We start from the raw sequence: 25,994 nt of genomic DNA on the forward strand, positions 1-25,994 counted from the left end.
TTTCAAAGGAACCACCAACCACCGAAGTGGCCGGGGTATCAACATATTTGGCGTTGACTTTTGGCACGCTGTTGAGTTCTCAAGGAACGGACGCTCCCTTTGTACTCACCCTCTCGGGCTTTCCTCCGGACGTTTCGTTCGGTGTTTCTGTGTTTCTTTGTGTTGTTGCATTTCCGACTCTATCAGACTGTTTCCAGTGCCGATTTCCTCGGTGCTTTCCAGGTTTCCCGCTTTCGCGTTTTCCCTTTCCGGCGGTTCCGACTCTATCAGTGGAATTCCGTCTCTCCGACCACCCATTCCATGACATGCAGGAATAGAGATCCGGGATAGGATCAACACTCATAAGAGGCGCTGCCGACACACGGCCCACAGAGAAGTGGGTACGTGCTGGGGTCAGGCAGGAGTACGACAGTACAGGGCGCCGCTTGTCGAGGCAAATCGTTTCCGGTGCATCCCTAGGTCATCCAAGCGGGACCTCTCGTGCGGAACCGGGACTTCATATGACTTACCCTCTGATAGCAGGTATGCCGTCCTGGACAGGTAGTGACGGCGCCGCACAAACTCCGCCCCTGGGAGGCCCCATGACCAGCGTGACGTCCCCTCTTGAAGGTCGCGCCATCGGACTCGCCGCAGTCCCCGACCCCGTGTTCTCCGGAGCCATGGTCGGACCCGGCACCGCTATCGATCCCGTACGCGAGCCGTCTGCGGCTGTGTCCCCCGTCGACGGTGTTGTCGTCTCCCTGCACCCGCATGCGTTCGTCGTCGTCGACGGCGAGGGGCACGGTGTGCTGACCCACCTCGGCATCGACACCGTTCAGCTCAATGGTGAGGGCTTCGAGCTGCTCGTCAACAAGGGCGACACCGTGACGCGCGGGCAGGAGGTCGTTCGCTGGAACCCGGCGGCGGTCGAAGCTGCCGGCAAGTCGCCCATCTGCCCGGTCGTGGCTCTCGAGGCCACCGCCGACGCGCTCACGGACCTGGTCGAGGACAGCGACGTGAAGGTCGGCGACGCGATCTTCAGCTGGAAGTAGTCGTCGGCGCCGTACTGACGGCGGGTAGTACATCGATCGCGGCGGCAGCGTCCGTCGCAACTAGCGGAGACGGTGAAATGGAGACAACGCTGCGAGGCGTCGGTGTGAGCCACGGTGTGGCGATCGGCGAGGTTCGGCACATGGGCACGGCGGTCCTGGAACCGCCGGCCAAGCAGATTCCCACCGAGGACGCGGAGCGCGAGCAGGGGCGCGCCCGGCAGGCGGTGGAAGCTGTGGCGGCCGACCTGATGGCGCGTGGCAATCTGGCGGGCGGCGAGGCCCAGGCCGTCCTGGAGGCTCAGGCCCTGATGGCTCAGGATCCCGAGCTGATCGCGGACGTGGACCGTCGGATCGCCGTCGGCAGCACCGCCGAGCGCGGGGTGTACGACGCGTTCGCCGCGTACCGTGCGCTGCTCGCCGGTGCCGGTGAGTACCTGGCGGGGCGGGTGGCCGACCTGGACGACGTGCGGAATCGTATCGTCGCGCGTCTGCTGGGCGTTCCGATGCCGGGTGTGCCGGACAGTGACGAGCCGTACGTGCTCATCGCACGGGATCTGGCACCCGCGGACACCGCTCTGCTCGACCCGGCCCTGGTGCTCGGGTTCGTGACCGAAGAAGGCGGGCCGACCAGTCACAGTGCGATCCTCGCGCGTGCACTGGGAGTGCCCGCGGTGGTGGCGCTCCCGGGTGCCGGCGAGCTGGCCGAGGGCACGGTCGTGGCCGTCGACGGCAGCACGGGCAACGTCTTCGTCGAGCCGAGTGCCGAGAAGCGGGCGGAGCTGGAGGCCGCAGCAGCCGCGCGCAAGGCGGCGCTCGCCGCTTCGACGGGCCCGGGTGCGACGTCCGACGGTCACAAGGTGCCGCTGCTCGCCAACATCGGCGGGCCCGCCGACGTCGACGCGGCGCTGGAAGCCGGTGCCGAGGGTGTGGGCCTGTTCCGGACCGAGTTCCTCTTCCTCGACGACAGCAAGCACGCGCCGTCGGAGGAGTCCCAGGTCAAGGCGTACCGCAAGGTGCTGGAGGCCTTCCCCGAGGGCCGGGTGGTCGTGCGGGTGCTGGACGCCGGTGCGGACAAGCCGCTCGACTTCCTGACCCCCGCCGAGGAACCCAACCCGGCGCTCGGTGTGCGTGGTCTGCGTTCGCTGCTCGACCACCCCGAGGTGCTCCGTACGCAGCTGACCGCCCTCGCCAGGGCGGCCGAGGGTCTGCCGGTGTACCTGGAGGTCATGGCGCCGATGGTCGCGGACCGTACGGACGCGAAGGCGTTCGCGGACGCGTGCCGTGCGGCGGGGCTGCAGGCGAAGTTCGGCGCGATGGTCGAGATTCCGTCCGCCGCGCTCCGGGCGCGTTCGATCCTGCAGGAGGTCGAGTTCCTCTCGCTGGGTACGAACGACCTGGCGCAGTACACGTTCGCCGCGGACCGTCAGGTCGGTGCGGTGTCCCGGCTCCAGGACCCGTGGCAGCCCGCGCTGCTCGACCTGGTGGCGGCCTCCGCCGACGCGGCCAAGGCCGAGGGCAAGAGCTGTGGTGTCTGTGGCGAGGCTGCCGCCGACCCGCTGCTCGCCTGTGTGCTGACCGGTCTGGGTGTCACCTCCCTGTCGATGGGTGCGAAGGCGATTCCGTACGTGCGCGCGACGCTGGCGAAGTACACGCTGGCGCAGTGCGAGCGTGCGGCTGCCGCGGCGCGTGCCGTGGACACCGCCGAGGAGGCCCGGGTGGCCGCGCAGGCGGTGCTGTCCGGGGAGTGACCCTGCGGCGTTGACGTACGGGGTCCGAGGGGCCGTCGGTGTGACCGACGGCCCCTCGGGCATTTTCAGTGGTGGGGGCGGCCCCGGTGGGTCATGACCGGGTAGCCGGCGCAGTATTCGACGCCGGACTCCGGGGCGACGGGTTCCCCCGTTTCGGCGTCGGTGCAGTAGGCGCTGAAGACTTCGCCGGAGGTCAGGGCGACGAGCTCGCCGTGGTCGAGGCGCCAGCCGTGGACCCGGTCGGGTTCGCCGGTGCGGGTCGTGCGCAGCACCACTCCCCCGTGGCCTTCGAGGGCGATGCCCGCGGCGAGGACGGTGACGAACTCCGCGCCTTCCTCCTCGCTGAGTTCGGGGACACCGCTGTCGTCCACATCGACTTGGAGTACGGCGAGCAGCTGCTCCTCCTCCGCCGGGACGCTGCAGACGAGGTGGTGGGCTCCGGTGCCGGCTCCCTGGAGCAGATCGACCAGGGCGTGCGAGGCCCGTTCGAAGGCTTCGCGTCCGATGTCCTGACCGCAGCCGGCGCAGTTGCCCAGGTTGGTGAGGAGGAGCGAGGCGCAGTCCCAAGTGGCCTGCCGGACGGCTTCGTTGATGAGGACGGGGAGGAGGAGGGCGAGAGGCTGGCCCGTATACGGCACGCAGGCTCCGTGGGCTGCGACCTCCGCGGTGAAGCGGGCGCGGGTCTGCGGTCTGTCGGGGTCGAGGCCCGTGGCCGTGCAGAACTCCGCGAATTCCTCCGGGTCGAAGAGGGCGACGCTGGTGTGCAGGCCCTGGGCGGCCAGGCCCGCGAGCAGGGCGTCGACCTGCTGGAGGTAGGCCGTGTGGTCGTCGAAGATGAAGGTGCGGTAGCCGGCCATGGCCGCGAAGTCCTCCTCGTCGACCAGCAGGCCTACGGTTCCGGGGACTTCGCGGCGCAGGGTGCGGCGCATCGTCTTGTTGCTGCGGTGCGGATTCCGGTCGTTCCTGGTGTGCTCCATTGCTCCCCCTGAGCGCTGTCGATCTTTGCTCACTCAGAGTAATCGGGGGCACTGACAATGGAGTCGGGCCGAGTGCTGTCAGGCCTTGTTCTTCCGGGTGCGGGCCAGGTTCTCGTAGAAGTCCAGGAGGCCGATGTTGTCGACGGAGCCCGGGTTGACGGCCTTGGCGAGGGGGGTGCCCTGGAGGAGGCGCTTGACCGGGACTTCGATGCGCTTGCCGGTGAGGGTGTGGGGGACGGCGGGTACCTCGATGACCTCGTCGGGGACGTGGCGCGGGGACAGCGAGGTGCGGATGGTGTTCTTGATGCGCGCGCGGAGGTCGTCGTTGAGTTCCGCGCCTTCCGTGAGGTGGACGAAGAGCGGCATCCAGTAACCGCCGTTCGGTTCCTCCAGGCCGATGACCAGGGACTCGCGGATCTCGGGGAGGCGCTCCACGGCTTCGTAGATGTCGGCTGAGCCCATCCGGACACCCTGGCGGTTGAGGGTGGAGTCCGAGCGGCCGTGGATGATCACGGAGTGGTGGTCGGTGAGGGTGATCCAGTCGCCGTGGCGCCAGGTTCCCGGGTAGGTGTCGAAGTAGCTGTCGTGGTACCGGGCGCCGTCGGGGTCGTTCCAGAAGTGGATCGGCATGGACGGCATGGGGTTGGTGACGACGAGTTCGCCGACCTCGCCGGTGAGGGGCTTGCCCTGCGGGTCCCAGGCCTGCAGGTCGGTGCCGAGGCAGGCGGCCTGGAGTTCGCCGATGTGCACGGGAAGTGTGGGGACGGCGCCGGCGAAGCAGCTGCAGACGTCGGTGCCGCCACTGACGGAGGCGACCCAGAGGTCGTGGCCGGCTGCCGCGAACTCGTCGTGCAGCCAGCGGAATCCGTCGGGCGGGAGGGGGGACCCTGTGGTGGCGACGCACTTGACGCGGGAGAGGTCGTGGTCGGCTGCCGGGTGGACGCCGGCCTTGCGGCAGGCCATGACGTACGCGGCGGAGGTGCCGTAGAGGGTGGCGCCGGTCTTTTCGGCGACGGCCCACTGCGCTCCGGTTTCGGGGAAGCCGGGGCTGCCGTCGTACAGGACGATCGTGGTGCCGGTGAGCAGGCCGGAGACGAGGAAGTTCCACATCATCCAGCCGGTGGAGGTGAACCAGAAGAAGCGGTCCTGGCGGCCGAGGTCGCAGTGCAGGCCGAGCTGCTTGAAGTGTTCGAGCAGGATGCCGCCCTGGGACTGGACGATGGCTTTCGGGAGTCCTGTGGTGCCCGACGAGTAGAGAACCCACAAGGGGTGCTCGAAGGGAACTTGCTCGAAGACCGGCTCGTTGTCACTCTCAGTGAGGGAAGACCATTCGAGAGTGCCGGAGGGGGCAGGGGTGTCGAGCAGGGGAATGTGGACGACCGCGCGGAGGGTCGGGAGTTCGCGGCGGAGTTCGGCGACGGTGTCCGTGCGGTCGTGGGTCTTGCCGCCGTAGCGGTAGCCGTCGACCGCGAAGAGGACGACGGGCTCGACCTGCTGAAAGCGGTCGAGGACACTGCGGGCGCCGAAGTCGGGGGCGCAGGAGGTCCATACGGCGCCGACGGCGGCGGTGGCGAGGAGGGCGATGACCGATTGGGGAATGTTCGGGAGGTATCCGCTGACGCGGTCTCCGGGCCGGACGCCGAGGGCGCGCAGTTCGGCGGCCAGTGAGCCGACCTGGCGGCGCAGTTCCGACCAGGTGACGGGCCGCGGGTTCTGTGTCTCGTCGACGTGGAGCAGGGCGGGTTCGTCGGCGCGGGCGGGGTCCTCGGCGGTGCGCAGGGCGTGTTCGGCGTAGTTGAGGGTGGCGCCGGGGAACCACTGGGCGCCGGGCATCGTACGCGCGCCGAGCACGGAGTCGTACGGCGTGGAGAACCGGACGTCGAACCACTCGGCGACGGCCTGCCAGAACGTGTCGAGCTCGGTGACCGACCAGCGGTGGAGTGCTGGGTAGCCGCCTTCGGCGGGGGCTCCGTAGCGGTCGGCGGCCCAGGTCTGGAAGCGGGTGACCGCCGCCTCGGCGATGCGGTCGGGGCCCGGCTGCCAGAGGGGTTCCGGCTGGGGTGCGGGGTTCGTCGCGGAGGTCGAGGTCATGGAGCGGCTCCCGGGTTCTACGGCTCTGCGGTTCTGTGCGTGCGGGTGTGCTGGTGGCGCTGGGGGTGTGGTGGGTGCTGGTGGAGCTGGTGTGTCGGTGGGGTTCGGGCGGTGGCCCCGCCGAGGCGGCAGGAGCGCACGGTGCGGGCCGAGGGGGACGATGCCATGTGATCGACATCCGCACCAGGGCGAGTCGGCATTCGTGCTGGTGGGAGCAGGTGGCCGCAGCGGTGGATCCGAGGTGGCGGGGTGGTGGTGAGTTGCCCTGGGTGAACGGGAGTTGAACGGCGCACATGGGCCGATGGTGTGGTGGCAGGGTAGGGGCCATGGACGGTCGTGACCTGGTGCGTTCGATAGGGCTGCTCGGTTCGGTGCGGGGTCTTCGGACCGTGCGGTCCGCGTGGCGGAGGCGTGGGACGGAGGGGTGGGGGCCGCCCCCGCGGCGGCCGGAGCGTGCGCGGGTGCCGGGTGCGGTGACCGGGGCGGAGGCGTTGCCCGGGGGTGGTGTCGTCCGGTTCGCCAGGTCCGAGCTGCGGATTCTGGTGGCCGCGGGCGGGGCGGTGTTCTGGGGATGGGACGGGGCGGGGCCCGAGCCGTCGTACGCCCTGGCCGGTCCGTGCCCGGATCCCGATCCCCGGGTGGTCCTGGAGCCGGACAAGGACGGGGGCCGGCGGGTCGTGTCGGAGCGGGTGACGGTGGCGGTCTCCCGGCACGGGGCGATCGAGGTGCGGACGCCGGGCGGGTTGGTGCTCCGCAGGGAGTTGCCGCCCCGGTGGTGGGAGCCGGTGGGCGCGGCGCAGGCCGGCGGGGCGGGCGGGCCCGGCGCAGTGGCCGGGGACGCCCGGGGGCCTCACGGTGCCGGTGCGCGCGTCGACGACGAGGACGAGGGGGTCGCGCGGGTGCCGGGTGCGCGCGGTGGGGCGGCCGGTGCGGGGCGGTGGATGCAGCGGTCCGAGGTGGCGGCCGACGCGCGGTTCTTCGGACTGGGCGGACGGGCGAACGGGCCACGGCTGCGCGACGGTGCGTACGGGCTGTGGAACACGGATCCGGGCGGGAGTTTCGGGCCGGAGGACGATCCGCTCTCCCTCACGATGCCGGTGCAGTTCGTGGTGTCGGACGCGGGGGCGCATCTCGCGTTCTACGACAACTCGTGGGACGGGACGTTCGTGCTGCGGGAGGGCGAGGAGGGGGGTGGGTCCGGGCACGACCGGGCCGGGTGCAGTGAGCTGCGGATGACCGCCGGGCCGTTGCGCTGCTGGGTGGTGGTGGGCACGCCCGCGCGGGTGCTGCAGGGGTGGACCGCGCTCGTCGGCAGACCGGTGCGGCCACCGTCCTGGGCGCTCGGGCCGCAGCATGCCCGGTGGGGGTTCGGGAGCGCGCAGGAGGTGCGGCGGGTGGTGGCCGGGTACCGGGAGCGGGGGCTTCCGTTGTCGGCCGTGCACCTCGACATCGATCACTACGACCGGCACCGGGTGTTCACGGTGGACCGGGTGGCATTCCCCGATCTGCCGGGGCTGGCAGGTGAGCTGCGCGAGCAGGGGGTGCGGCTGGTGTCGATCGTGGATCCGGCGGTGCGGGCCGCCGAAGGCAATCCCGTGTACGAGAGCGGGGCCGCTGCCGGTGCGTTCGTGCGGGATGCGCGGGGGCGGGAGGTGCGGGGCGAGGTGTGGCCCGGCGAGTGCGCCTTTCCGGACTTCACGGATCCGGCAGTGCGGGAGTGGTGGGGCGGCCTGTACCAGGAGCGGCTCGACCAGGGGTTCTCCGGGGTGTGGCACGACATGAACGAGCCGGTGGCGTTCTCCCCGTTCGGTGACCCGACGCTGCCGCGGTCCGCCCGGCATGCGCTGGAGGGGCGCGGGGGTGACCATCGTGAGGCGCACAACGTGTACGGGCTGGCGATGGCTGAGGCCGGTTACGAGGGTCTGCGGAAGCTGCGGCCGACGGAGCGGCCGTTTCTGTTCTCACGGTCCGGGTGGGCCGGCCTGCAGCGGTACGGGGGGACCTGGTCGGGCGACGTGACCACCGGGTGGCCGGGGCTGCGTGCTTCGCTCTCCTTGGTGCTGGGTCTCGGGCTGTGCGGGGTTCCGTATTCGGGGCCGGATGTGGGCGGCTTCGGTGGGAGCCCGGGCGCGGAACTGTATCTGCGGTGGTTCCAGTTGGGGGCGTGGCTGCCGTTGTTCCGTACGCATGCGGCGATCGGGGCGGGGCGGCGGGAGCCGTGGGAGTTCGGGCCGCGGGTGCTGGAGCACGCGCGGGCGGCGCTTGCCGAGCGGGAGCGGTTGCTTCCGTACTTCGTGACGCTGTCGCACCTGGCACGGATGACCGGGGCGCCGTATGCGCGGCCGGTGTGGTGGGACGCGCCCGGGGAACGGGCGTTGCGCGACTGCGAGGACGCCTTCCTGCTGGGGGACGCCCTGTTGGTGGCGCCGGTGCTGGGCCCGGGGACCGAGCGGCGGGCGGTGCGGTTGCCACGGGGGCGGTGGTACGACGCGGCCACCGGGGTGGCGTACGAGGGGCCGGGGCAGATCCTGGTGGACGCGCCGGGCGTGGAAGGTGCGGAGTCCCGGATTCCGGTGCTGGTACGGGGCGGTGCGGTGCTCCCGGTGCGCGGGCCGCGGGGAGAGCTCGTACTGGAGGTGTGGGCGCCGGAGGCGGGGCGTACCGGTGGGGGGCTGCTGGTGCGCGACGGCGGCGACGGGTGGGAGCAGCCTGCGGTGGAGCGGTTCACCTCGTCTGTGCGGCGGGGGCGCGTCGTGGTGGAAAGGGTGGGAGGTGGTGAGGTGGGAATTCCGGTGCGCGTGCGGGGGGTGTGACCGCTTCAGGGGTGGGTGTAGGCGCCCGCGAACCACGCGCGGGCGGCCTGTGTGTGGAGGGGGAAGGCAAGGTCTGTGGGGGTGTGCAGGACCTGCCGTCCTGCGGTCTCCGCCGTGGGGGCCGACGGCGGAAGCGCGGCTTCTTCGACGGTGGGGAGGAGGCCGAAGAGGAGGAGGTGGTCGGTGGGCGAGCTCAGCGCCTCGGCGAGCCGCACCTCGGTGGCATCGGCTTCGACACCGGTTTCCTCCCGGAGTTCGCGGACCACGGCGTGCCGCCAGTCCTCGGCGTGGTCGATGAAGCCTCCGGGGAGGGCGAGGGCACCCTTGCGGGGCTCGATGGAGCGGGTGATGACCAGGAGTCCGGTGCCGACGCCGGCCGTGTGCACGGGCAGCAGGGCGACTGCCACCGGGAGGGGGTTGCGGTACGTCCTCCGGTGGCACGCGGGGCAGTCGCGCGGCCAGGAGGCGGGGGCGGGGAAGGGCGTGCCGCAGTGGGGACAGTGCGAGTGCGGTGCGGGGTTCGAGTGCTTCACGGGCTGAGGTTAGCCAAGTGCGGTGCGTGGGGTCGCGGTTGGGGTGAGCGGGGACGCCCAGCGGCGGGCCGGCGTGTGGCCCCGACGCGGGGGGGCCGCCTCAAGCGGGCGGCAGCGGACGCGTGGGGAAGGGGGAGCAGAGCGGAACGGACGAGCGGGTTGCCAGGACCACCCCCGTCGGTCCCGGCAACCCGCTCTCTCCTACCGGACGCCAGTTCCGGGTATCCGGTTCTGCCTCCGGGCGAATCTCCTGTGCGGTTCCTCTGCCCTCCCGTTCCAGTGGGGTCTCCCGTTCCGTTTTGTCCCCGTTCCCCTTGTTCCGCCGAGCACCTACCGTGCCCTCATGAAGCAGACATTTGATACGTACGAGGAGTTCTGGCCCTACTACGTCGCCATGCACTCCCGCGCCGCCACCCGCTGGGTCCATCTGACCGGCACCCTCACCGGTCTCGCCGTCGGCGCGTACGGTCTGGCGCGCGGCCGCAAGCGGTATGCGGCGGCGCTCCCGCTCATCGGGTACGGGACGGCCTGGCCCGCCCATTTCCTGATCGAGAAGAACAACCCCGCCACCTTCGGCCACCCGCTCTGGTCGCTGCGCGGCGACTTCCGCATGATCCGCACGATGCTGGCGGGACGCGACAGGGAGCTGGCCGAGACCGCGGCCAAGTGGTTCGCCGAGAACCGCTGAGGGGATTCGGGCGGCCCGCGCGACCGGGCCGCCCGACGGGTTGCCGCACTCCGTGCCGCGCCTCCAACTCCCGCTGTTGTCCAGCTTCTTGACGCCCCCACACGGCCGGTGAACACTTCCCGGTGTCAGTCGGCGCCGTCGTCCCACCGGCCCCTTCCCGTACGGGAATCGAGCTGCGCCGCGCCCTGCCCAGCCAAGGACCGGGGCCCGCCCCCGGGCGAGCCCCAGGAGCCGCCATGGACGTCATGACCAACGGGGAAGTCTTCCGCGGAGAGGTCATGGGCACCGCGATCCTCATCCTCTTCGGTGCGGGCGTGTGCGCCGCGGTCACGCTCCGATTCTCCAAGGCGGGAGCGGCCGGCTGGATCGTCATCGCCTTCGGCTGGGGCTTCGGCGTCCTGGCCGGCGCGTACACGGCGGCGCCGCTGTCCGGCGGACACCTCAATCCGGCGGTGACCCTCGGCATCGCGATCGACACCGGCAAGTGGGGTCAGGTCTGGGTGTACGTCCTGGGGCAGATGGTGGGGGCGATGATCGGTGCCGTACTCGCCTATCTCGTCTACTACGCGCAGTTCGGAGCCAACCGGGACCCCGAGCAAGCGCTGCCGACCCTGGGGATCTTCTCGACGATTCCCGAGGTCAGGAACCCGGTCGCCAATCTTCTCACCGAGACGATCGCCACTTTCGCGCTCGTCCTGCCCATCCTGGCACTCGGCCTGACCGAGGGCCTGGGCACCTCCGGCACCAGGACGCTGATCGTCGCGTTCCTGGTGGTCGGCATCGGCCTGTCGCTCGGCGGGCCCACCGGCTATGCGATCAACCCGGCCCGTGACCTCGGCCCCCGGATCGTGCACGCCGTGCTGCCGATCCCCCACAAGGGGACTTCGGACTGGGGGTACGCGTGGGTTCCGGTGGTCGGCCCGCTGATCGGCGGTGCGCTCGGCGGCCTCGTGTACCACCTGGCCTTCTGACCCGCCCGGCGCCTGAGTCCAGTCTCACCAGCAGCTTCGAGCGAGGGGACCTCATGACCGACAGCAGCGAGAAGTTCGTCGCGGCCATCGACCAGGGCACCACATCCAGCCGTTGCATCATCTTCGATCACGGCGGCGGCATCGTCGCCGTCGACCAGCGCGAGCACCGTCAGATCTTTCCCAAGCCGGGCTGGGTGGAGCACGACGCCACCGAGATCTGGTCCAAGGTGCAGGCGGTCGTCGCGGGGGCGCTCGCCAAGGCGGGCATGCGTGCCGACCAGCTGAGCGCCCTGGGCATCACCAACCAGCGCGAGACGACGGTGCTCTGGGACCGGGCGACCGGCAAGCCCGTGCACAACGCGATCGTCTGGCAGGACACCCGTACCTCCGCGCTCTGCCACGAGCTGGGCGGCACCGACGGGCAGGACCGTTTCCGCGGCACGACCGGTCTGCCGCTGGCCAGCTACTTCTCCGGCCCCAAGGCGGCCTGGCTGCTCGACAACGTCCCCGGGCTGCGGAACAGGGCCGAGCGCGGCGAGATCGCCTTCGGGACGATCGACTCGTGGCTGATCTGGAATCTGACCGGTGGCACGCAGGGCGGTGTGCACGTCACCGACGTCACCAACGCCGGGCGGACCATGCTGATGGACCTGGCGACCCTCCAGTGGGATCCCGCGATCCTCTCCGCGATGCGGGTCCCCGAGGCCGTACTGCCGGAGATCAGGTCGTCGGCCGAGGTGTACGGGACGGCCGTCGGGCAGCTCGCCGGGGTACCGGTGGCGTCCGCGCTCGGCGATCAGCAGGCCGCGGTCTTCGGCCAGGCCTGCTACGACACGGGCACGGCCAAGAACACGTACGGGACGGGGAGTTTCCTGCTCCTGAACACCGGGAATCGGCCGGTGCCCTCCAAGAACGGCCTGCTCACCACCATGGGCTACCAGATCGGCTCCGATGCGCCGGTCTACTGCCTGGAGGGCTCGATCGCGATCACGGGGGCGCTGGTGCAGTGGTTCCGGGACCAGCTCGGGATCATCCGCGGCGCGGAGGAGGTCGAGCCGCTCGCGGCGAGCGTGGACGACAACGGCGGCGCGTACATCGTGCCGGCGTTCTCCGGTCTGTACGCGCCGTACTGGCGCTCCGACGCGCGCGGTGTGATCACCGGGCTGACCAGGTACGTCACCAAGGCACACCTGGCGCGGGCCGTGCTGGAGTCGACGAGCTGGCAGACGCGGGAGGTCGTCGACGCCATGTACCAGGACTCCGGGGTGCGGATCAGCACGCTGAAGGTGGACGGCGGGATGACCGTCAACGGTCTGCTGATGCAGCATCAGGCGGATGTGCTGGACGTGCCGGTGATCCGGCCGAAGGTCTCCGAGACGACCTGTCTGGGTGCGGCTTACGCCGCCGGCCTCGCGACGGGGGTGTGGTCGGACCTGGACGAGCTGAAAGCGCACTGGCAGCCCGATGCCGAGTGGTCGCCGCGGATGGCCGCTGCGGAGCGCGACCGCGAGTACCGGAACTGGCGCAAGGCCGTGGAACGCAGCTTCGGCTGGCAGGAGGACGGACAGGAGTAACAGCATTACGATCGTCTGGCGTCGCGTTGCACGCGCCGCGCGGGAGGGGCAACTGCCGCGGTCCGCACCCCAGTCGGCGGGGGTGCGGACCGCTTCGCGATCACCACGGTGTGCACCGGGCCACGGGCAGACCTCCCCGGCCACCCCGGTGGCCGCCGCGTCAGGTGGTGGCCGCCGCGGCGGCCCTGCGGCGGCTCGCGGACAGCGCCAGAGCGTGCTCGACGACCGCGATCAGCACCTCCTTGGCGGACTCGCGGTCGCGGGCGTCGCACAGCATGACGGGGACGTCGGGGTCGAGGTCCAGGGCGGCGGCGATCGCCTCGGCCGGGTGCCGGTCCGCCCCCTCGAAGCAGTTGACGGCGACGGTGAAGGGGATGCCCCGGCGCTCGAAGTAGTCGACGGCGGCGAAGCAGTCCTCCAGCCTGCGGGTGTCGGCGAGCACGACCGCGCCGAGCGCGCCCTGCGCCAGCTCGTCCCACAGGAACCAGAAGCGGTCCTGTCCCGGCGTGCCGAAGAGGTAGAGCACGAGGTCCTCGCGCAGGGTGATGCGGCCGAAGTCCATGGCGACGGTGGTGGTCGTCTTGGCCTCGACGCCGTGCGTGTCGTCGACCGGCCGGCCCGCCTCGCTGAGGGTCTCCTCGGTGCGCAGCGGTCTGATCTCGCTGACCGCGCCGACCAGGGTGGTCTTGCCCACTCCGAATCCGCCGGCGACCAGAATCTTCAGCGTCACCGGCTCCACGGGCCGCTTCTTGCGGCTGGAACGCCCGAAGACCATCGTTCAGTTCTCCCGATCTCGCTGCGCGGACGGATGTGTTCCGCGCCGTGTGTCAGAGGGCTGCTTCAGCGTGAGTGCCGGACAGAGGTGCTGGGGGCTGTCCCGGTGACCGGGGTGCCGGGGCGGTGCAGCCTCAGAGGGCTCTGAGGCCGTCGATCACTTCCCGCAGCAGGCTCTCGTCCGGCAGCTCCGCGGGCTCCACCGGGCGGGTGACATGGACGAGTTGTTCCTCGACCAGGTCACCGACCAGGACCCGGACGACGCCGACCGGCAGATCGAGGGTGGCCGCGAGTTCCGCGATGGACTGCGGGCTCTCGTTGCACAGTTCGACGATCTCGACGTGTTCGGGGGCGAGCGTCCGGTCCCGGTCCGGTTCGTCCGCCGCGGGTTCCGGGACGACGATCGCGATCAGGTCGAGGCGGTGCCGGGTCGCACTGCTCGTCCGCCCCCTGGTCATCGCGTACGGGCGGACGACCGGGCCCGCTTCGTCGTCGAACCAGTGCGAGTGGTGCTGCCGTCCGGTGGGGCCCGGCTGCGGGACAGCGCCGGCCAGGGGCTCCGCGCCGGCACGGGGTGCGGGCTCCACCCGCGGCCAGGCCTGCTTGCGGGAGCCGGCGCCGGGGCTCGCGTCCGTCTCCGTCTCCGTACCTGCGTCGCTCATCCCGGCTCCGTTCACCCGCCGGTGGGCAGACCGGACCGTGGTGCCGTCCTGAGGTGGACACCGACGCGCTTGACCATCAGCGTCATCTCGTAGGCGACCTGGCCGACGTCGGAATCGGCGTCGGAGAGGACGGCGAGGCAGCTGCCGTCGCCCGCCGCCGTGACGAAGAGGAACGCGTCCTCGAGCTCGACGACGGTCTGGCGGACCCGGCCCGCCTCGAAGTGGGCGCCGACCCCCTTGGCCAGGCTGTGGAAGCCGGACGCGACGGCGGCCAGATGCTCGCCGTCCTCCCGGGTGAGGCTCTGCGAGGCACCGGTGGGGAGCCCGTCGCTGGAGAGCACCAGGGCCTTGCGGATGCTGCCGACGCGCTGGACCAACTCGTCGAGGAGCCAGTTGAGCTCGCCGGACCCGCGGCCCGAGGCGTTGTGTGCTGCGGCGTTCGATGCGGTCATCGGCCGTCTCCCTCTGCTGGTGTTCCTGATGCTGTCTCGGGCGTCCCGGCCGTCTCGGCCGCCTCGTCCTCGTTCTCTCGCCGGCCGCGCTGCCAGCCCCGCTGGAGCGAGGCCATCCGGCTGCGTACCTCATCGGCGTCGCGGTCGGCCTCCTCGACGGGGGCAGGGCGGGGGGTCTCGGCGGTACGGGATGCTTCCGCTTCCTTCTTCAGCTGCGGGGCGAGGCTGGCCTGGCGCACCCGGCGCGGGAGACCGCCGAGGTCGGGGGGTGCGCTGCGGGACGGCCCGGGTGCCTCGGGTCCCAGTGGGCTCCGGGGGTCCTGTGCCTCGTGGGGCTCCCGGAACAGCCGGGGTGCCTGGGGCTCCGCGGGCTGCCCGGACCGCTTGCGCTGCTCGGGCTGCCGGGGCGACGGGGGCTGTCCGGGCTGCCGGGACGGTGGGGGCTGCCCGGGTGTCACGCGGCGGCCGTGGTCGGCCACCAGCGCCGGCTTCCGGCGGGGCAGCGGCACCGGGCCGCCGGGACGTGCCGTGTCCGTGCCGTCCCGGGTGAAGTCGGTGGCCTGCTGGTGCTGTACGCGGGTGGCGTCGGCGACGCGGCCCCTGGCCGGCACCGGCCGGACGCCGTTCCCGCGCGCCTTCTCCAGGCCGCGGGCGCGGAAGATCCCGCCGCGCTCGCTCTCGGAGTCCTCCAGGTCCCCGAAGGGAGAGCCGGTGGTGGTGCCCAGTACGGGGGCGGGCTCCAGGCCGAGGGTGCCCAGCGGCGGTTCCAGCTCGACGGGGCCGTCCAGTACGGACTGGCCGGGTACGGAAGGTCCGGGCCGGCCCGAGGCCGTGCGGCCGAAGGCGGTAGGGCCGGGCCGTGCCCCCTTTCCGGCCGGCGCGGGTTCGCCGGGGCGCCGCCTGCCGTGCTCGCGGTCGCTCTCGTGATCGGCGCGGAAGCCGCTGCCGTCGGTGTCCGGTGCCTCGGTGAGGAGGGCGGCCGGGAGGAAGACGACCGCGGTGGTGCCGCCGTACGGGGACTGCTGGAGGGATACCCGGACGTTCTGCCGCTGGGCGAGCCGGCTGACCACGAAGAGGCCGAGCCTGTCGGTGTCGGAGAGCTCGAACTCCGGGGTCTCGGCCAGCCGGAGATTGGCGTCGAGCAGGGCGTCGGCGGCCATGCCGAGGCCGCGGTCGTGGATCTCCAGGGTGAAGCCGTTGGCAACCCGCTCGCCGAGCACCTGCACCGCGGTGTGCGGGGGCGAGAACACCGTGGCGTTCTCCAGGAGTTCGGCGATGAGGTGGGTGAGGTCCGCGACGGCGGGGCCGCCGACGCCGATCCGCGGCAGCCGCCGTACCTCGATGCGCTCGTAGTCCTCGACCTCGGCGACGGCCGCCCGTACGACGTCCATCAGCTGGACGGGTTTGCGCCACTGCCGGGAGGGCGCCGCGCCGGAAAGGATCACCAGGCCTTCGGCGTGGCGGCGCATGCGGGTGGTGAGGTGGTCGAGACGGAAGAGGTCGGCGAGTTCGTCGGTGTCCTCGGTGCGGCGCTCCATGGTGTCCAGCAGCGTCAGCTGGCGGTGCAGCAGGACCTGGTTGCGGCGGGCCAGGTTGACGAAGACCTCGGAGACGCCGCGCCGCAGGTCGGCCTGGCGCACCGCGGACTCGACGGCGGCCCGCTGGAGGGTGTTGAGAGCCTGGCCGACCTGGCCGAGCTCGTCCTTCGCGTACTCCAGGCGCGGGGCTTCGGTCTCCACGTCGACGGCCTCACCCGCGGCAAGCCGGCGCATCACGGAGGGCAGGCGTACGCCGGACGCCTCGTGCGCCTCCTTGCGCAGCCGCTTGAGGTCGCGGACGAGGTCTCGGCCGATGCGTACGGACACCACGACGGAGACGATCAGTGCGAGGAAGCCGAGGACGCCGGCCGCGCCCGCCTTGAGGAGCACGCCGAAGGCGACCGGCTCGACGCGGGTCTGGTAGTCGTAGCTGGCCTCGTCGCCGCGGGTGGCGAGCAGTTCGAGGACCGGTGACGCGGCGTCCTCCCAGGCGGTGAACGGTACGGCGCTGGGGTTTCGGGTCGGGCCCTGTTGGAGGATCTTCTCCTCGGCGGTGCGCAGCGCGGCCGTGTCGGGGCCGTTCCAGAGCTGCTCGTACCGCTGCCGCTCGGAGGGGGGAAGCTGCTCCAGGCTGGTCTCGTACAGCGTCGTGCGGCTGGCGATCAGGCCGGTGAGCTCGCGCAGCTCCGCGGCGGTGATCTGCCGCAGGACGAGTGCGGAGGCGATCAACGCGTCCTCGCGGGAGACGAGTTCGCGGGCCCGGGTGGTGCCGACGAGGGCTCGGCCCTGCTTGTCCATCTCGACGTCGCGCAGGACGTGGAGGTTGGCCAGGAAGGTGTGGCAGGGGTCGACGAGCCGGTTGTAGAGGGTGAGGGCCCGGCTGCGGGTGGTGGTGTTGTTCTCCACCGAGCGGCGCAGGGCCGAGATGCCGTCGAACGCTTCGAGCAGGGAGGCCAGGCGCGCTCGGGCCTGTGGGGTCAACTCGGCGGAAACGTCCGGGTCCTGGGAGTTCTTCCGGATCGCCGCCACCGCGGTGTCGGTGGCGACCCGCTGGCGGAGCAGCGCGGGGAGCGCCTCGGAGTTCCGTTTGTCGGCGAGATAGATCAGGGTCTGCCGGCGCTCCTGCTGGACCACCTGGACGGCTTCCTCGACAGGGGCGCCGATCTTGTCGACCACATAGGCGACGTCGAGCAGTTCGCTCGCCTCGCGGCCGGTGAGTACGGTCGCGAATCCCCACAGTGCAGTGAGGGAGACGAGCGGCACCAGCAGCAACGCCACGATCTTCCGGCGGATGGACTTCCCGCGAAAGCGCATGGCCTCCCCCAGCTCAACCCCGCTCGGCGGGGGTGGTGTTCCGTCGATCTGATCCGTCGGCTGATCCGTCAACGCGGTCCGTGAACGCAGTCCGTCAACGCGGTCCGTCAACAAACGGCGTGAGCCTACTACCCGCCCCCTGCCAACTCGAAGGCACGTCCGGACTGTTTTCAGCCGCCCCCGACGGCGCCGATCATGACTTGTCCCGGAATCAAGGGAGTTGGCAACGTGCCTGTGGCACAGGACACCGGGCCGTGGCGCGCTTTCCGTACCTGCGGGGATGGCTGGAAGTATTCGTTCCGTGACCGGACGGCGGGAATCTTTCGGGTGAGTTGTTCGTCCTGCTGTACGGGAGACGAATGGGGAGCCCGGCGGCCGCGTAGAGCGGCACAGGCCGGGCAGGCAGAGCTGAAGGCGCTTGTTGCGCGCCTTGGTGGAGCGGTGGGGAGCAGGTCATGAAGACGGAGGAGTCTCCGGCGGAGGCGGGCGTCGCGGCGTCCCGGCAACTGTGGGTCGAGGAGCCCGCGCTGCGCTGGCGGCTGCCGGATCCGGTGCGGACGTCCGCGGTGCGGGCGGTGGTCATAGTGTCACTGACCCTGATCCAGGCGATGGTGGCGTATCTGTTCAGTCTGACCGGGTCCTGGCTGGCGTTCCCGATGGTGCTGAGCAGTGTGGCGAGCACGGTCGCCGCGACCTGGGGGGTGCTGGACGTGTGGGTCACCCGCCAGGTGTGGAACCAGCGCAATGGTGTGGTGTCGGTCCCGAGCAGTACGGCACGGCAGCTGCGGCGGGAGCGCAGGCTGGCCCGGCGCGCGGCGCGCAGGGACGCGCGAATACGCGGCAGGGGCCGGGCCCGCGGCGACGGCCGCAGGGGTGCGCGGCAGCTCTCGGAGGCGTAGAACTGCCGCGCGGGGCCGGGCGCTGGGCAGGACACCCGCCGTGCCTTGCGAGGCCCGGCGAGGAGCGGGACACCCGCCGTACCTCGCAGGGCCCGGCGGGGAGCCGGACACCCGCCGTGCCTCGCAGGGCCCGGCGGGGAGCGGGACACCCGCCACCGCGCGTAGCCGACCGGTATGTGGGTGTCCTCCTGGGCCTCCTGGGCCGGCCGCCCGGCAACTCGGTCAGTCGGCCGGCAGCGCTGCCGGCTGCGGCCGGCTCTCCGCCGGCCCGGCCTGCTGTCCGCCGTCCGCCGGGGCCCGTTTGAACATCCGGGTCGCGGTGATCTCGCCGTGGATGGTCTCGCCCTCGGTGCTCTGCTGGGGCAGTCCGGGGCGCAGGTGCTCCTCGACGCTGATGTACTTCAGCCCCGCCCTGAGGTCCGCGTCGTTCCGCAGCCGGATGACCAGGGGGAACTCGGCGAGCGCCGTGGTGTCGAACAGGCCTGTCGTGTAGAGCAGCTGGACGCCGAGCGCGTCGGAGACCGCCCGCTGGAGCTCCAGCAGGTAGGTGGCGTTGGCGCGCCCGATCGGGTTGTCCAGGAAGAGCGTGCCCGCGTGCCGGTGCTTGTCGCGGCCCCGGTCGTTGCTGCGCAGGGCCGCCATCGTGCAGTACAGGGCGATCGCCGCGGTCAGCAGCTGGCCGCCGGAGAACACGTCGCCCATCTGCCCGACCGGCACCCGCTCGGCGCGCAGTACGGCGTCCGGCTTGAGGATCTCGACGGCGATGCCCTTGGGCTCCAGCGCCGCCTGCACCCCGTGCAGCAGCAGGGACATGCCGTCGCGCCGCATGTCGGAGTTCTTCCTGACGGCCGCGCGGGTGGCTTCGTCGACGACCTCGCCGAGCCGCTCCACGAGCGTGGCCTGATCGGGCTCCTCGAAGCGGATGCGCAGGAACTCCTGCCCCGACCACTCCCCCAGCCCCTCGGGCAGCCGCGAGAGCCGCTGGGCCGAACGCAGTGTGGTCAGCGCGGATTCCACCAGTCCGCGCAGCCGGTCGACGATGCTGTCGCGGTTGCGCTCCAGCTGTGCCAGCTCGTCGGTCAGTACCCGCAGCCGGGGCGCGAACGCCGCCGCCCAGGCTGCCGCGTGCTCGGGCAGGGAGGCGGCGGGCAGTTCCCTGATCTGCTGCCGGGCGGGGGTGCGCACCTGCTCGTACCGGGTGGAGTTGGCGTGGCGCACCAGGACGTCGCTCGCCTCGCGCACCGCCGCTTCGGCCGCGGACAGGTCGCCCGCGCACCCGCGCAGTGAACGGCGGGCCTCCGCCGCGGAGTTGCGGGCCTCATCCAGGGTGCCGGGGTAGGGCTCGGGGCTTTCCTGGCCCTCCTCGTCCTGGTGGTGGTCGCGCAGCAGGTCGCGCAGGAGGGCGGCGCTCTCGTCGAAGCCGCCCGCGGCGTCCTCGGCGGCGCGGTGCGCGCGCAGGAGTTCGCCGTGCGCGGCGCGGGCCACCTCCAGCGCTTCGGTGCGGGTGGCGAGTTCGGCGGTGGCGGTGCGCAGCAGGGTCTGGGCGTGGCCGGCGTCCGAGGGCACCAGCTCGTCGGGCAGCCCGGTGTGCGCCTCGCCGTCCTGGGGAGCGAGGCGTTCGGCCTCGCCACGCAGCCGTCCGAGCTGTTCGCTGGCCGCCGACGCCCGGGTTTCCAGGGTCTGTACGAGCGATTCGGCGCGGGCGGCGGCGGCCTGGCGGGAGGGGCCGTCGGCACCGTCGTTGCTCTCCAGGAGCTGGGCGGCCCGGTTGCGGACCTTGTTGGTGAGGCGGTTGAGCTCGGTGAGGGCGGCGCTCTCGTCGCTTTCGGCGCGGGCCTGTTCGGCGCGCAGGTCGGCGCCGACGCCGACCTTCTCGTACAGCTGGGAGGCGGCCCGGTAGGCCTCGCGCAGTGCGGGGAGTGCCGCGCGCGGGGCGTCCGGGTCGGGCTCGGGCAGCGTTTCGGGGGCGCCCGCGATCTCGGCGCGCTCGGCGCGCAGGGTGCGCGAGGTGCGGTGGGCGTCGTCGGCGGTGCGCTGGGCGGTGCGGCGGTCCTCGTCGGCGGCCTTGGCTCGCTCCAGGAGAGTGGCGGCGCGGGCTTCCGACTCGGCTGCCTCGTCGGCGAGTTCCCGCAGTCTGGCCTGCCATCCGGCGCGCTCGCGCAGCCGGTGGGCGAGGCCCGCGAGGATGTCGGCGGCCCGGCGGGCGCGCTGGGCGGCCTCCTGGCGCTCGTCGCGCACCCGGGCGGCGTCGGCGGCCGCCTCGTCGGCCTCGGCCCGTACCGTACGGGCCTCGGTGAGGACGGATTCGGCGGCTCGGGCGGCTTCGCGGGCGGTGGTGGCGGCCTCGGCCAGTTCGGCGAGCATGCCGGGCGGGCAGTCCGCGCGCCAGGCGCCGAGCCGGGCGGCGAGGGTGCGGTCGCCGGTGAGGCGTGCCGCGAGCGTGCGGATCTCCTCGTCGCGGACCGCGGCCCTGGCCCGCAGCGCCTGCCGTTCCTCGTCGGCCGCGTGCTCGTCGTGCATGGCGGGGTTCGGCGGCACGAGGAAGACCGCGCCCTGCTCCGTCGTCCCGCCATCGGCCGCGGGGACGGGGGCGAGGAGGGCGGAGGCCGTGCCGACGGCGACCGCGGAGCGGGGCAGCAGGGCGGCGCCGGCGAGGGTTTCGCGCGCGCGTGCGTGCGAGGCGGGGTCGGTGATGACGACGCCGTCGACGAGCTCGGGCCGGGCGGCGAGGACGGCGGCGTGGTCGGCGGGATCGACGGCCTGGGCGAGGTAGCGCCAGCCGGGCAGGGCGGGAATGCCGTGCTCGCCGAGGTACTCGACGGTCGCCAGGACGTCGGGACTGGGCGGCAGCAGGCCGCCGTCGCCGAGGGCACCGAGGATGCGGGAGTCGTCGGCGGCGGCCGTGCGGAGCTCGAAGAGCTGGCGCTCGGAGGCCGCCACGCCGCTGTCCAGGAGGGCGAGGAGCTCCTCCGCGTTGCGGTCGAGCTCCTCAGCGGTGAGAGGGCCCTCGGCGGTGGGACGCGGGGTGCGGCGGGCGGGGGCCGCGGTGGCGGTCGCCCCGCGGCGGGCGGGGTCGGGGGCGGCGGAGCGCTGCGCGCCGAGGGCGGCGCCGGGGGTGGTGGGTACGGCGCCGGGGCCGCCGGTGCTCTCGTGCGGCTCCCCGTCGGTGGGGGGCGCGCCCGGCGTCGTACCGGAGGTGCCGGATCCGAACGCACCCGGGCCGGATGCGTTGCCGCTGCGCGGCTGCGGGAAGGCGGAACCGGAGCCGGGGGCTGCGCCGGTGCCGGAGCCCGGGGCTGCGCTTCCGGTCGGCAGGCTGAGCAGCTCGGCCAGGCGTTCCTCCGCCGCCAGGGCGGCTGCCGCCCGGTGCTCCGCCTCGTACGCGGCGGTGGCAGCGCGGGCCGCGTCTGCCGCGCGGGCCGCGGTGAGCTCCGCCCGGCTGTCCTGTGCGGCTGCCTCGCGGGCCCGGTCGGCGGTCGCACGGGCGGCTTCGCGGGCGGTGTCCCAGGCGGCGACGGCGCTCTTCTCGGCGTCCGACGCGGCCAGTGCGGCGCGGGCCGGGTCGGCGTCCGGGGCGGTGTCGTCGAGCCAGCCCGCCCGTACCGCTTCGGCGGTCTCGGTCTCGACCTCGGTGAGGCGCTGGCGCAGGTGGCCGATCTCGCTGCGGGCACGCTGAGCCTCGGTGGCGGCGACGGTGGCATCGCGGTGGGCGGCCTCGCCCGTCTCCTGGAGGGCGGCGGAGCGCTCCTCCTGTTCGGCGGCGACCCGCTCTCCGTCCTCCGCCGCGCTGTGCAGGGCCCGTACGAGATCGGCTGCGGCCTTCGCGCGGGCGGCGAGCGCGGGGGCGGCGTCCCGCTCGGCGTCCTGGATGGCGACGGCGACCCGCGCGGAGCGGTCGGCGGCGGCCCGGTGGCGCAGCACCGCTTCTGCGGCCTGCCAGGCGGAGTGCAGGGTGCGGGCGTCGGCGAGCTCGCGGCGCTGGGCCGCGGCGCCCTTCTCGGCGGCGGCCAGGGCCAGCGAGGCGTGCCGGTAGGCGAGTTCGGCGGAGATCAGGGAGCTGTGGCCGCGGGCGGACTCGGCCTCGGTGACGGTGTGCGCGGCGGCAGCGACCTGCTGGGCCAGCTCGCCCGTGCGTCCGCGTTCTTCGGCGGCGCGGGCGGAGAGCCGGCGGGAGAGGGTGCGGGTGCGCCGCTCGGACGCGGTGTGGACGTCACGGGCACGTGCCCGCGCGTCGGCGGCTTCGACGATGCGGCCCAGGAGGTCGACGGAGCCCGCGGTGAAGTCGCGCTCGGCCATCAGTTCGGCACGACGGCCCAGTTTGTTGCCGAAGCCGTGGATCAGGTCGGCCAGACCGTCGGTGTCGCGGGTGTCGGTGACGGCGCGCAGCAGCAGGTCGGTGAAGTCGGAGTCCTTCTTGACGGCGAAGAGTCCTGCCGCCTCACCCTCGTCGGCGTTCATCTCGCGCTGGTAGCGGAAGAGTTCGGGGTCGAGGCCGAGCTCGGTGAGGTGCTCGTTCCAGCGGTCGTGGATCTCTTCCCAGTGGACGTCGAGGTGCGGGTACGACTTGCCCGCCTCGGTGATCGCGTCCCGGAAGCCCTTCATGGTGCGGCGGCGGCCCGTGGCCCCGGAGGCGCCCTCGGCGTGCCGTCGTACGGCGGTGGACTCGGCGACGGGCAGTGAGTCCAGGCTCAGCCCGGGTCCCGGCCGGAAGGAGTACCAGGCCTCGGCGAACTTGCGGGGGTCGCCCGAGACCTGCCGCCCGCGCCACTCGCTGACCTTGCCCACCACGACGCACTCGCCGGTGAGGGTGTGCTGCCACTCCAGGGCGACGTGGCCGCAGTCGTCGGCGAGCAGGAACTTGCGGAGGACGCCGGAGCTGGCGCCGCCGAGGGTGTTGCGGTGTCCGGGGAGCATGACCGAGAAGATCAGCTTGAGGAGGACGGACTTGCCGCCGCCGTTCTCCAGGAAGAGCACGCCCGCGGGGGCGGGCCGGCGCGGCGGGCCCACCGGCTCGTCCTCGAAGAACTCGGCCTGGGCGGGCGCGGGGTGGGGCACGGGGGCGCCGACCCCGCGCAGGTCGAGCACGGTGTCGGCGTAGCGGGCGCCGGCGGGCCCGATGGAGTAGAGGCGGACCCGGGACAACTCGTACATGGCGGCGGACTCTCAGTCTTAAGTCGTCTCGGAGGGACTACGCGTGGAAGGGCAGGCCGGCGTCGGCGGCCAGTTCGAGGTCGTCGTCCCCGGACGGCGGGACCAGTGTGGCCGTGCCGTCCGTCACGGGTACGACGCCCAGTTCGAGCAGCTCGGCCATGGCGGCGCTGCCCGCCATGTCGCGCACCTGCAACTGGTAGCGGGCGGTGGTGCGGTAGGCGCCGCCCGCGTCGTCGCCGGTGCGCTGGAGGAAGCCGGAGTCGGTGAGGAAGGCGACGGCCTTGCCGACGATGCCGGTGGTGGATCCGGCCAGCCGGCGGGCGTCCTTGGTGGCGCCTGTGGCGGTGCGCCGGGAATAGATCCGCCAGGCAGCCTCCAGGCCGGGGGCCTCGGTGGCGGGGTCGGTGTTCTCGCCCGCCTCCTCGGCGCGCTCCTCCAGGCGGCGGCAGACCTGCCGGACGAACGCGTCGACGCCGTTGACCGTGAGCCGGCCCACGTACCCGTCGTCGGCGAGGTCCTCGGGGCGCGGGAAGGCCATGGCGGCGACGGCGAGGTGGGCCAGCCCGTGCAGGAACCGGTCGGCCGACTCGGCCGGGGCGCGCCGGGCGTAGTCGCCCATCCGTACCGCGAAGACGGAGTCCTCGTCCGCGCAGACGGCCATCCCCGCGCGCGTGGACACCTCCAGGACGACGAGGCCGAGGCCGGTGGCGACGGCGTCGGCGAGCCGCGCGAAGGGGGCTTCCTCGCGGTAGCGGCGCAGCAGTTCGGCGTATTCGGCGTCGCGGGCGGGCAGCAGCTTGGGCTGCAGGCCGAAGGAGACGAGGCGTGCGGCGTCGGCGGCGTCGGCGGGTGTGACGGGGGCGGGAGCGGGGGGCGCCGTGTCGACGGGGTCGCTGCTCCACGCGGTGTGCTCTGCGTGGGTCTCGCTCACGGGTGGTGCTCCTCGGCTTCGGCGGGGCTTTCCAGGGGTACGGGGGTGGTGGGGCGGGTGTGGGTCACGACGCCTCCGCCCGGCCGGACGCCATGCCGGCCGCGTCGAGGAGGGCGGTGCCGACGATGAGGTCCGCACCGCCGAACTCCGGGTCGTCGAGCAAAGTGCCGTCGTCCACGGCGAACAGCAGCCGCTCCTCGCCCTGCCGGTAGGCCGTCCCGACCGGCGGGCTGGCCGCGTGCACCGCGAGCAGAGCCACCAGGTAGGGGAGTTCGGGGTCGCGGCGGCGGGCGTCGGCGAGCAGTCCGGAGAGGCGCCGGGGGGCGTCGTGCGGCAGTTCGAGGAGCTCCATGGCCTCGGCGAGCTGCTCCTCGCTGAACCGGCTGTCGTCGGGGGTGGCGATCAGGTCGGGCTCGGGCATCTCGACGCCGAGGTGCTCCCGCTCGGCGGGCGGGCTGAGCAGTATGTCGACCAGGTCGCCGACCCGCACGGAGGTGGGGGTGCGCAGTCCCGCGCCGTGTGCGAAGAAGGAGTCGGTGACGCGGATCGCCTGCTCCAGGGGCAGCGGCAGCAGGGGTGCGAGGAGCTGCCCGTAGAGGTCGAGTCCCGAGTGCGCGGAGACCGGCGCGAAGGACTGCCGGTCCTGCTCGGCGCGGAACAGCGGTCCCGCCTCCAGGAGGCGGGACTGGAGCTGGGTGTGGCGGCGGATGCAGTCCTTGACGATGTCGACGAGCTCGGCGGCGCGGCGCTTCTGTTCGGGTTCCTCGGACTCGTCGCGGGCCTTGCGGATGTTGGTGAGGATCGCGTTCTCGTGCCGGTAGCGGTCGGCGACGTGGTCGAGGGCCTCGGCGATCATGTCGGGTACGGCGTTGAGCCAGTCGACCGCGCGGACGTTGCGCCGGGTGGCCTCCAGGGTGCGGCGCAGGGTCTCGGCGTACTGGACGGTGCGGTAGCGGGCCTGTTCGGCGGCGAGCTGGGCGTCGGCGAGGCGGCCCCTGCTGATCAGGACCTCCAGCTTGACCTCGGCGGCGATCTGGGCGCTGGTGACGTCGGTGTCCAGGGCACCGACCAGGACGTTGACGGCTTCGTCGGTGGTGCGCAGGAACACTCCGCCGCCGTATCCGGCGACTTCTTCGACGAGCTTGAAGTCGTAGTCGCGGCGCGTGTAGAGGCCGTCGGCGGAGAAGGTGCCGTAGACGGCGCGGAATCCGCGGTCGACGCTGCCGACGTTGACCAGGTTCTCCAGTACCCAGCGGGCGACGCGCTCGTGCTCGGAGGCCGGGCGGCCGGGGGCCTGGGCGGCGACGCGCGGCAGGAGGCGGGCGACGATCTGGTCGTGGTCGGCGCCCGTGTCGAAGTCCATGTTGAGCGTGATCAGATCGATCGCGGCGAGGGCCACCTCGGCCATCGCGTAGACCGTGAACTCACCGGCGAGATTCGCCTTGCGCACGTCGAGGTCGTGCAGGGGCGCGGTGCAGGCGAGCGCCCTCAGGCGCCGCGCGAGCCCTTCGTCGGCGGCCGGGCCCTGGGCGGGCCGCGGCCCCGCGCTGAGCTGGGGCGGAACCAATTCCGTCGAGGCAGGCGAAGTCACGTGGCACAGATTAGGTCCTCGCACTGACAACGGTCGAAACGGCCCAGATGGGAACGCTTGCCCCGCGGGTGCCCCGGTGTGCGGCGCGTCCGCAACAGGAGCCCCGCGCACGGGAGTCGGCACTTCCCGCTCCCGCGCACCGCCGGGTGCCGCGGGGACGGGCGGCCGGACCGCTCGGCGGCCGGGCGCCGCTCGGGGCGGGGTGATCCGGACCCCGCCGGATCACCCCCCCCCCGCCCCCGCGCCCCCCAGACCG

General features: G+C 72.6%; 17 protein-coding genes. 7 read left to right on the forward strand and 10 right to left on the reverse strand.

The genetic code is table 11. The features are described from left to right. The first annotated feature begins 581 nt into the window (after positions 1-581). Positions 582-1,031 carry a PTS glucose transporter subunit IIA gene (locus ACFWVV_RS34775; RefSeq protein ID WP_384358156.1) on the forward strand — a complete coding sequence of 150 codons (450 nt, stop codon included), beginning with the start codon at positions 582-584 and terminating at the stop codon, positions 1,029-1,031. Positions 1,032-1,108: 77 nt separating this feature from the next. Beyond that, positions 1,109-2,779, forward strand: coding sequence for a phosphoenolpyruvate--protein phosphotransferase (gene ptsP, locus ACFWVV_RS34780; RefSeq protein ID WP_384358154.1), 1,671 nt, complete (start codon positions 1,109-1,111; stop codon positions 2,777-2,779). A gap of 65 nt (positions 2,780-2,844) precedes the next feature. Here the strand turns inward: ptsP and ACFWVV_RS34785 are convergent, their stop codons facing one another. Next, positions 2,845-3,756, reverse strand: coding sequence for a hypothetical protein (locus ACFWVV_RS34785; RefSeq protein ID WP_384358152.1), 912 nt, complete (start codon positions 3,754-3,756; stop codon positions 2,845-2,847). A gap of 78 nt (positions 3,757-3,834) precedes the next feature. Continuing rightward, entirely contained in the window at positions 3,835-5,847 is a 2,013-nt protein-coding gene (locus ACFWVV_RS34790) for an acetoacetate--CoA ligase (protein WP_384358150.1), read from the reverse strand. Between the two features lie 326 nt (positions 5,848-6,173). Between ACFWVV_RS34790 and ACFWVV_RS34795 the strand changes: the two genes are divergently transcribed. After that, positions 6,174-8,660: a glycoside hydrolase family 31 protein gene (locus tag ACFWVV_RS34795; protein ID WP_384358148.1), complete on the forward strand. Its 2,487-nt coding sequence runs from the start codon at positions 6,174-6,176 to the stop codon at positions 8,658-8,660. Between the two features lie 5 nt (positions 8,661-8,665). Here the strand turns inward: ACFWVV_RS34795 and ACFWVV_RS34800 are convergent, their stop codons facing one another. Continuing rightward, positions 8,666-9,193, reverse strand: a complete 528-nt coding sequence (locus ACFWVV_RS34800) for an NUDIX domain-containing protein (RefSeq protein WP_384358146.1) — start codon at positions 9,191-9,193, stop codon at positions 8,666-8,668. 343 nt (positions 9,194-9,536) lie between these two features. Between ACFWVV_RS34800 and ACFWVV_RS34805 the strand changes: the two genes are divergently transcribed. From ACFWVV_RS34805 to glpK, 3 genes are all read left to right on the forward strand, one after another. Continuing rightward, positions 9,537-9,881, forward strand: a complete 345-nt coding sequence (locus tag ACFWVV_RS34805) for an Mpo1-like protein (protein WP_384358144.1) — start codon at positions 9,537-9,539, stop codon at positions 9,879-9,881. Between the two features lie 245 nt (positions 9,882-10,126). Next, entirely contained in the window at positions 10,127-10,852 is a 726-nt protein-coding gene (locus ACFWVV_RS34810) for an MIP/aquaporin family protein (protein WP_384358160.1), read from the forward strand. A 53-nt stretch (positions 10,853-10,905) separates the two neighbouring features. Further along, positions 10,906-12,426, forward strand: coding sequence for a glycerol kinase GlpK (gene glpK / locus ACFWVV_RS34815; protein ID WP_384358142.1), 1,521 nt, complete (start codon positions 10,906-10,908; stop codon positions 12,424-12,426). Between the two features lie 160 nt (positions 12,427-12,586). Here glpK and ACFWVV_RS34820 read toward each other — a convergent pair whose 3' ends face one another. The 4 genes from ACFWVV_RS34820 to ACFWVV_RS34835 all read right to left on the reverse strand — a co-directional run bounded on the left by ACFWVV_RS34820 (position 12,587) and on the right by ACFWVV_RS34835 (position 17,166). Beyond that, positions 12,587-13,201 carry an ATP/GTP-binding protein gene (locus ACFWVV_RS34820; protein WP_384358140.1) on the reverse strand — a complete coding sequence of 205 codons (615 nt, stop codon included), beginning with the start codon at positions 13,199-13,201 and terminating at the stop codon, positions 12,587-12,589. Between the two features lie 133 nt (positions 13,202-13,334). Then, on the reverse strand, positions 13,335-13,862 hold the full coding sequence (locus ACFWVV_RS34825; protein ID WP_384358138.1) for a DUF742 domain-containing protein: 528 nt from the start codon (positions 13,860-13,862) through the stop codon (positions 13,335-13,337). A gap of 11 nt (positions 13,863-13,873) precedes the next feature. Further along, the gene (locus ACFWVV_RS34830; protein ID WP_384358136.1) at positions 13,874-14,314 is read right to left on the reverse strand and encodes a roadblock/LC7 domain-containing protein; all 441 of its coding nucleotides are present in this window, start codon (positions 14,312-14,314) and stop codon (positions 13,874-13,876) included. Next, positions 14,311-17,166: a nitrate- and nitrite sensing domain-containing protein gene (locus ACFWVV_RS34835; RefSeq protein ID WP_384358134.1), complete on the reverse strand. Its 2,856-nt coding sequence runs from the start codon at positions 17,164-17,166 to the stop codon at positions 14,311-14,313. Before ACFWVV_RS34835 ends, ACFWVV_RS34830 begins: the two co-directional genes overlap by 4 nt. A gap of 455 nt (positions 17,167-17,621) precedes the next feature. Between ACFWVV_RS34835 and ACFWVV_RS34840 the strand changes: the two genes are divergently transcribed. Further along, positions 17,622-18,065 carry a hypothetical protein gene (locus ACFWVV_RS34840; RefSeq protein ID WP_384358132.1) on the forward strand — a complete coding sequence of 148 codons (444 nt, stop codon included), beginning with the start codon at positions 17,622-17,624 and terminating at the stop codon, positions 18,063-18,065. 222 nt (positions 18,066-18,287) lie between these two features. On the opposite strand, the gene ACFWVV_RS34845 is transcribed toward ACFWVV_RS34840, so the two are convergent. The 3 genes from ACFWVV_RS34845 to ACFWVV_RS34855 all read right to left on the reverse strand — a co-directional run bounded on the left by ACFWVV_RS34845 (position 18,288) and on the right by ACFWVV_RS34855 (position 25,738). Beyond that, complete coding sequence (locus ACFWVV_RS34845; protein ID WP_384358130.1) at positions 18,288-23,216, reverse strand: hypothetical protein; 4,929 nt, start codon at positions 23,214-23,216, stop codon at positions 18,288-18,290. Between the two features lie 37 nt (positions 23,217-23,253). Further along, complete coding sequence (locus ACFWVV_RS34850) at positions 23,254-24,147, reverse strand: hypothetical protein (protein WP_384358128.1); 894 nt, start codon at positions 24,145-24,147, stop codon at positions 23,254-23,256. A gap of 64 nt (positions 24,148-24,211) precedes the next feature. Next, a complete protein-coding gene (locus tag ACFWVV_RS34855) occupies positions 24,212-25,738 on the reverse strand; it encodes a hypothetical protein (RefSeq protein ID WP_384358126.1) in 1,527 nt (508 codons plus the stop codon). Positions 25,739-25,994: the final 256 nt, after the last annotated feature.

The organism is Streptomyces sp. NPDC058663 (assembly GCF_042716745.1).
Taxonomy (GTDB): domain Bacteria; phylum Actinomycetota; class Actinomycetes; order Streptomycetales; family Streptomycetaceae; genus Streptomyces.

Excerpts from the sequence above, each read along its gene's own strand:
- ACFWVV_RS34805 (WP_384358144.1), top strand. The coding sequence starts at position 9,537 with ATGAAGCAGACATTTGATACGTACGAGGAGTTCTGGCCCTACTACGTC.
- ACFWVV_RS34790 (WP_384358150.1), bottom strand. The coding sequence starts at position 5,847 with ATGACCTCGACCTCCGCGACGAACCCCGCACCCCAGCCGGAACCCCTC.
- ptsP (WP_384358154.1), top strand. The coding sequence starts at position 1,109 with ATGGAGACAACGCTGCGAGGCGTCGGTGTGAGCCACGGTGTGGCGATC.
- ACFWVV_RS34835 (WP_384358134.1), bottom strand. The coding sequence starts at position 17,166 with ATGCGCTTTCGCGGGAAGTCCATCCGCCGGAAGATCGTGGCGTTGCTG.
- ACFWVV_RS34830 (WP_384358136.1), bottom strand. The coding sequence starts at position 14,314 with ATGACCGCATCGAACGCCGCAGCACACAACGCCTCGGGCCGCGGGTCC.
- ACFWVV_RS34825 (WP_384358138.1), bottom strand. The coding sequence starts at position 13,862 with ATGAGCGACGCAGGTACGGAGACGGAGACGGACGCGAGCCCCGGCGCC.
- ACFWVV_RS34785 (WP_384358152.1), bottom strand. The coding sequence starts at position 3,756 with ATGGAGCACACCAGGAACGACCGGAATCCGCACCGCAGCAACAAGACG.
- ACFWVV_RS34840 (WP_384358132.1), top strand. The coding sequence starts at position 17,622 with ATGAAGACGGAGGAGTCTCCGGCGGAGGCGGGCGTCGCGGCGTCCCGG.
- ACFWVV_RS34845 (WP_384358130.1), bottom strand. The coding sequence starts at position 23,216 with ATGTACGAGTTGTCCCGGGTCCGCCTCTACTCCATCGGGCCCGCCGGC.
- ACFWVV_RS34810 (WP_384358160.1), top strand. The coding sequence starts at position 10,127 with ATGACCAACGGGGAAGTCTTCCGCGGAGAGGTCATGGGCACCGCGATC.
- ACFWVV_RS34795 (WP_384358148.1), top strand. The coding sequence starts at position 6,174 with ATGGACGGTCGTGACCTGGTGCGTTCGATAGGGCTGCTCGGTTCGGTG.
- ACFWVV_RS34820 (WP_384358140.1), bottom strand. The coding sequence starts at position 13,201 with ATGGTCTTCGGGCGTTCCAGCCGCAAGAAGCGGCCCGTGGAGCCGGTG.
- ACFWVV_RS34775 (WP_384358156.1), top strand. The coding sequence starts at position 582 with ATGACCAGCGTGACGTCCCCTCTTGAAGGTCGCGCCATCGGACTCGCC.
- glpK (WP_384358142.1), top strand. The coding sequence starts at position 10,906 with ATGACCGACAGCAGCGAGAAGTTCGTCGCGGCCATCGACCAGGGCACC.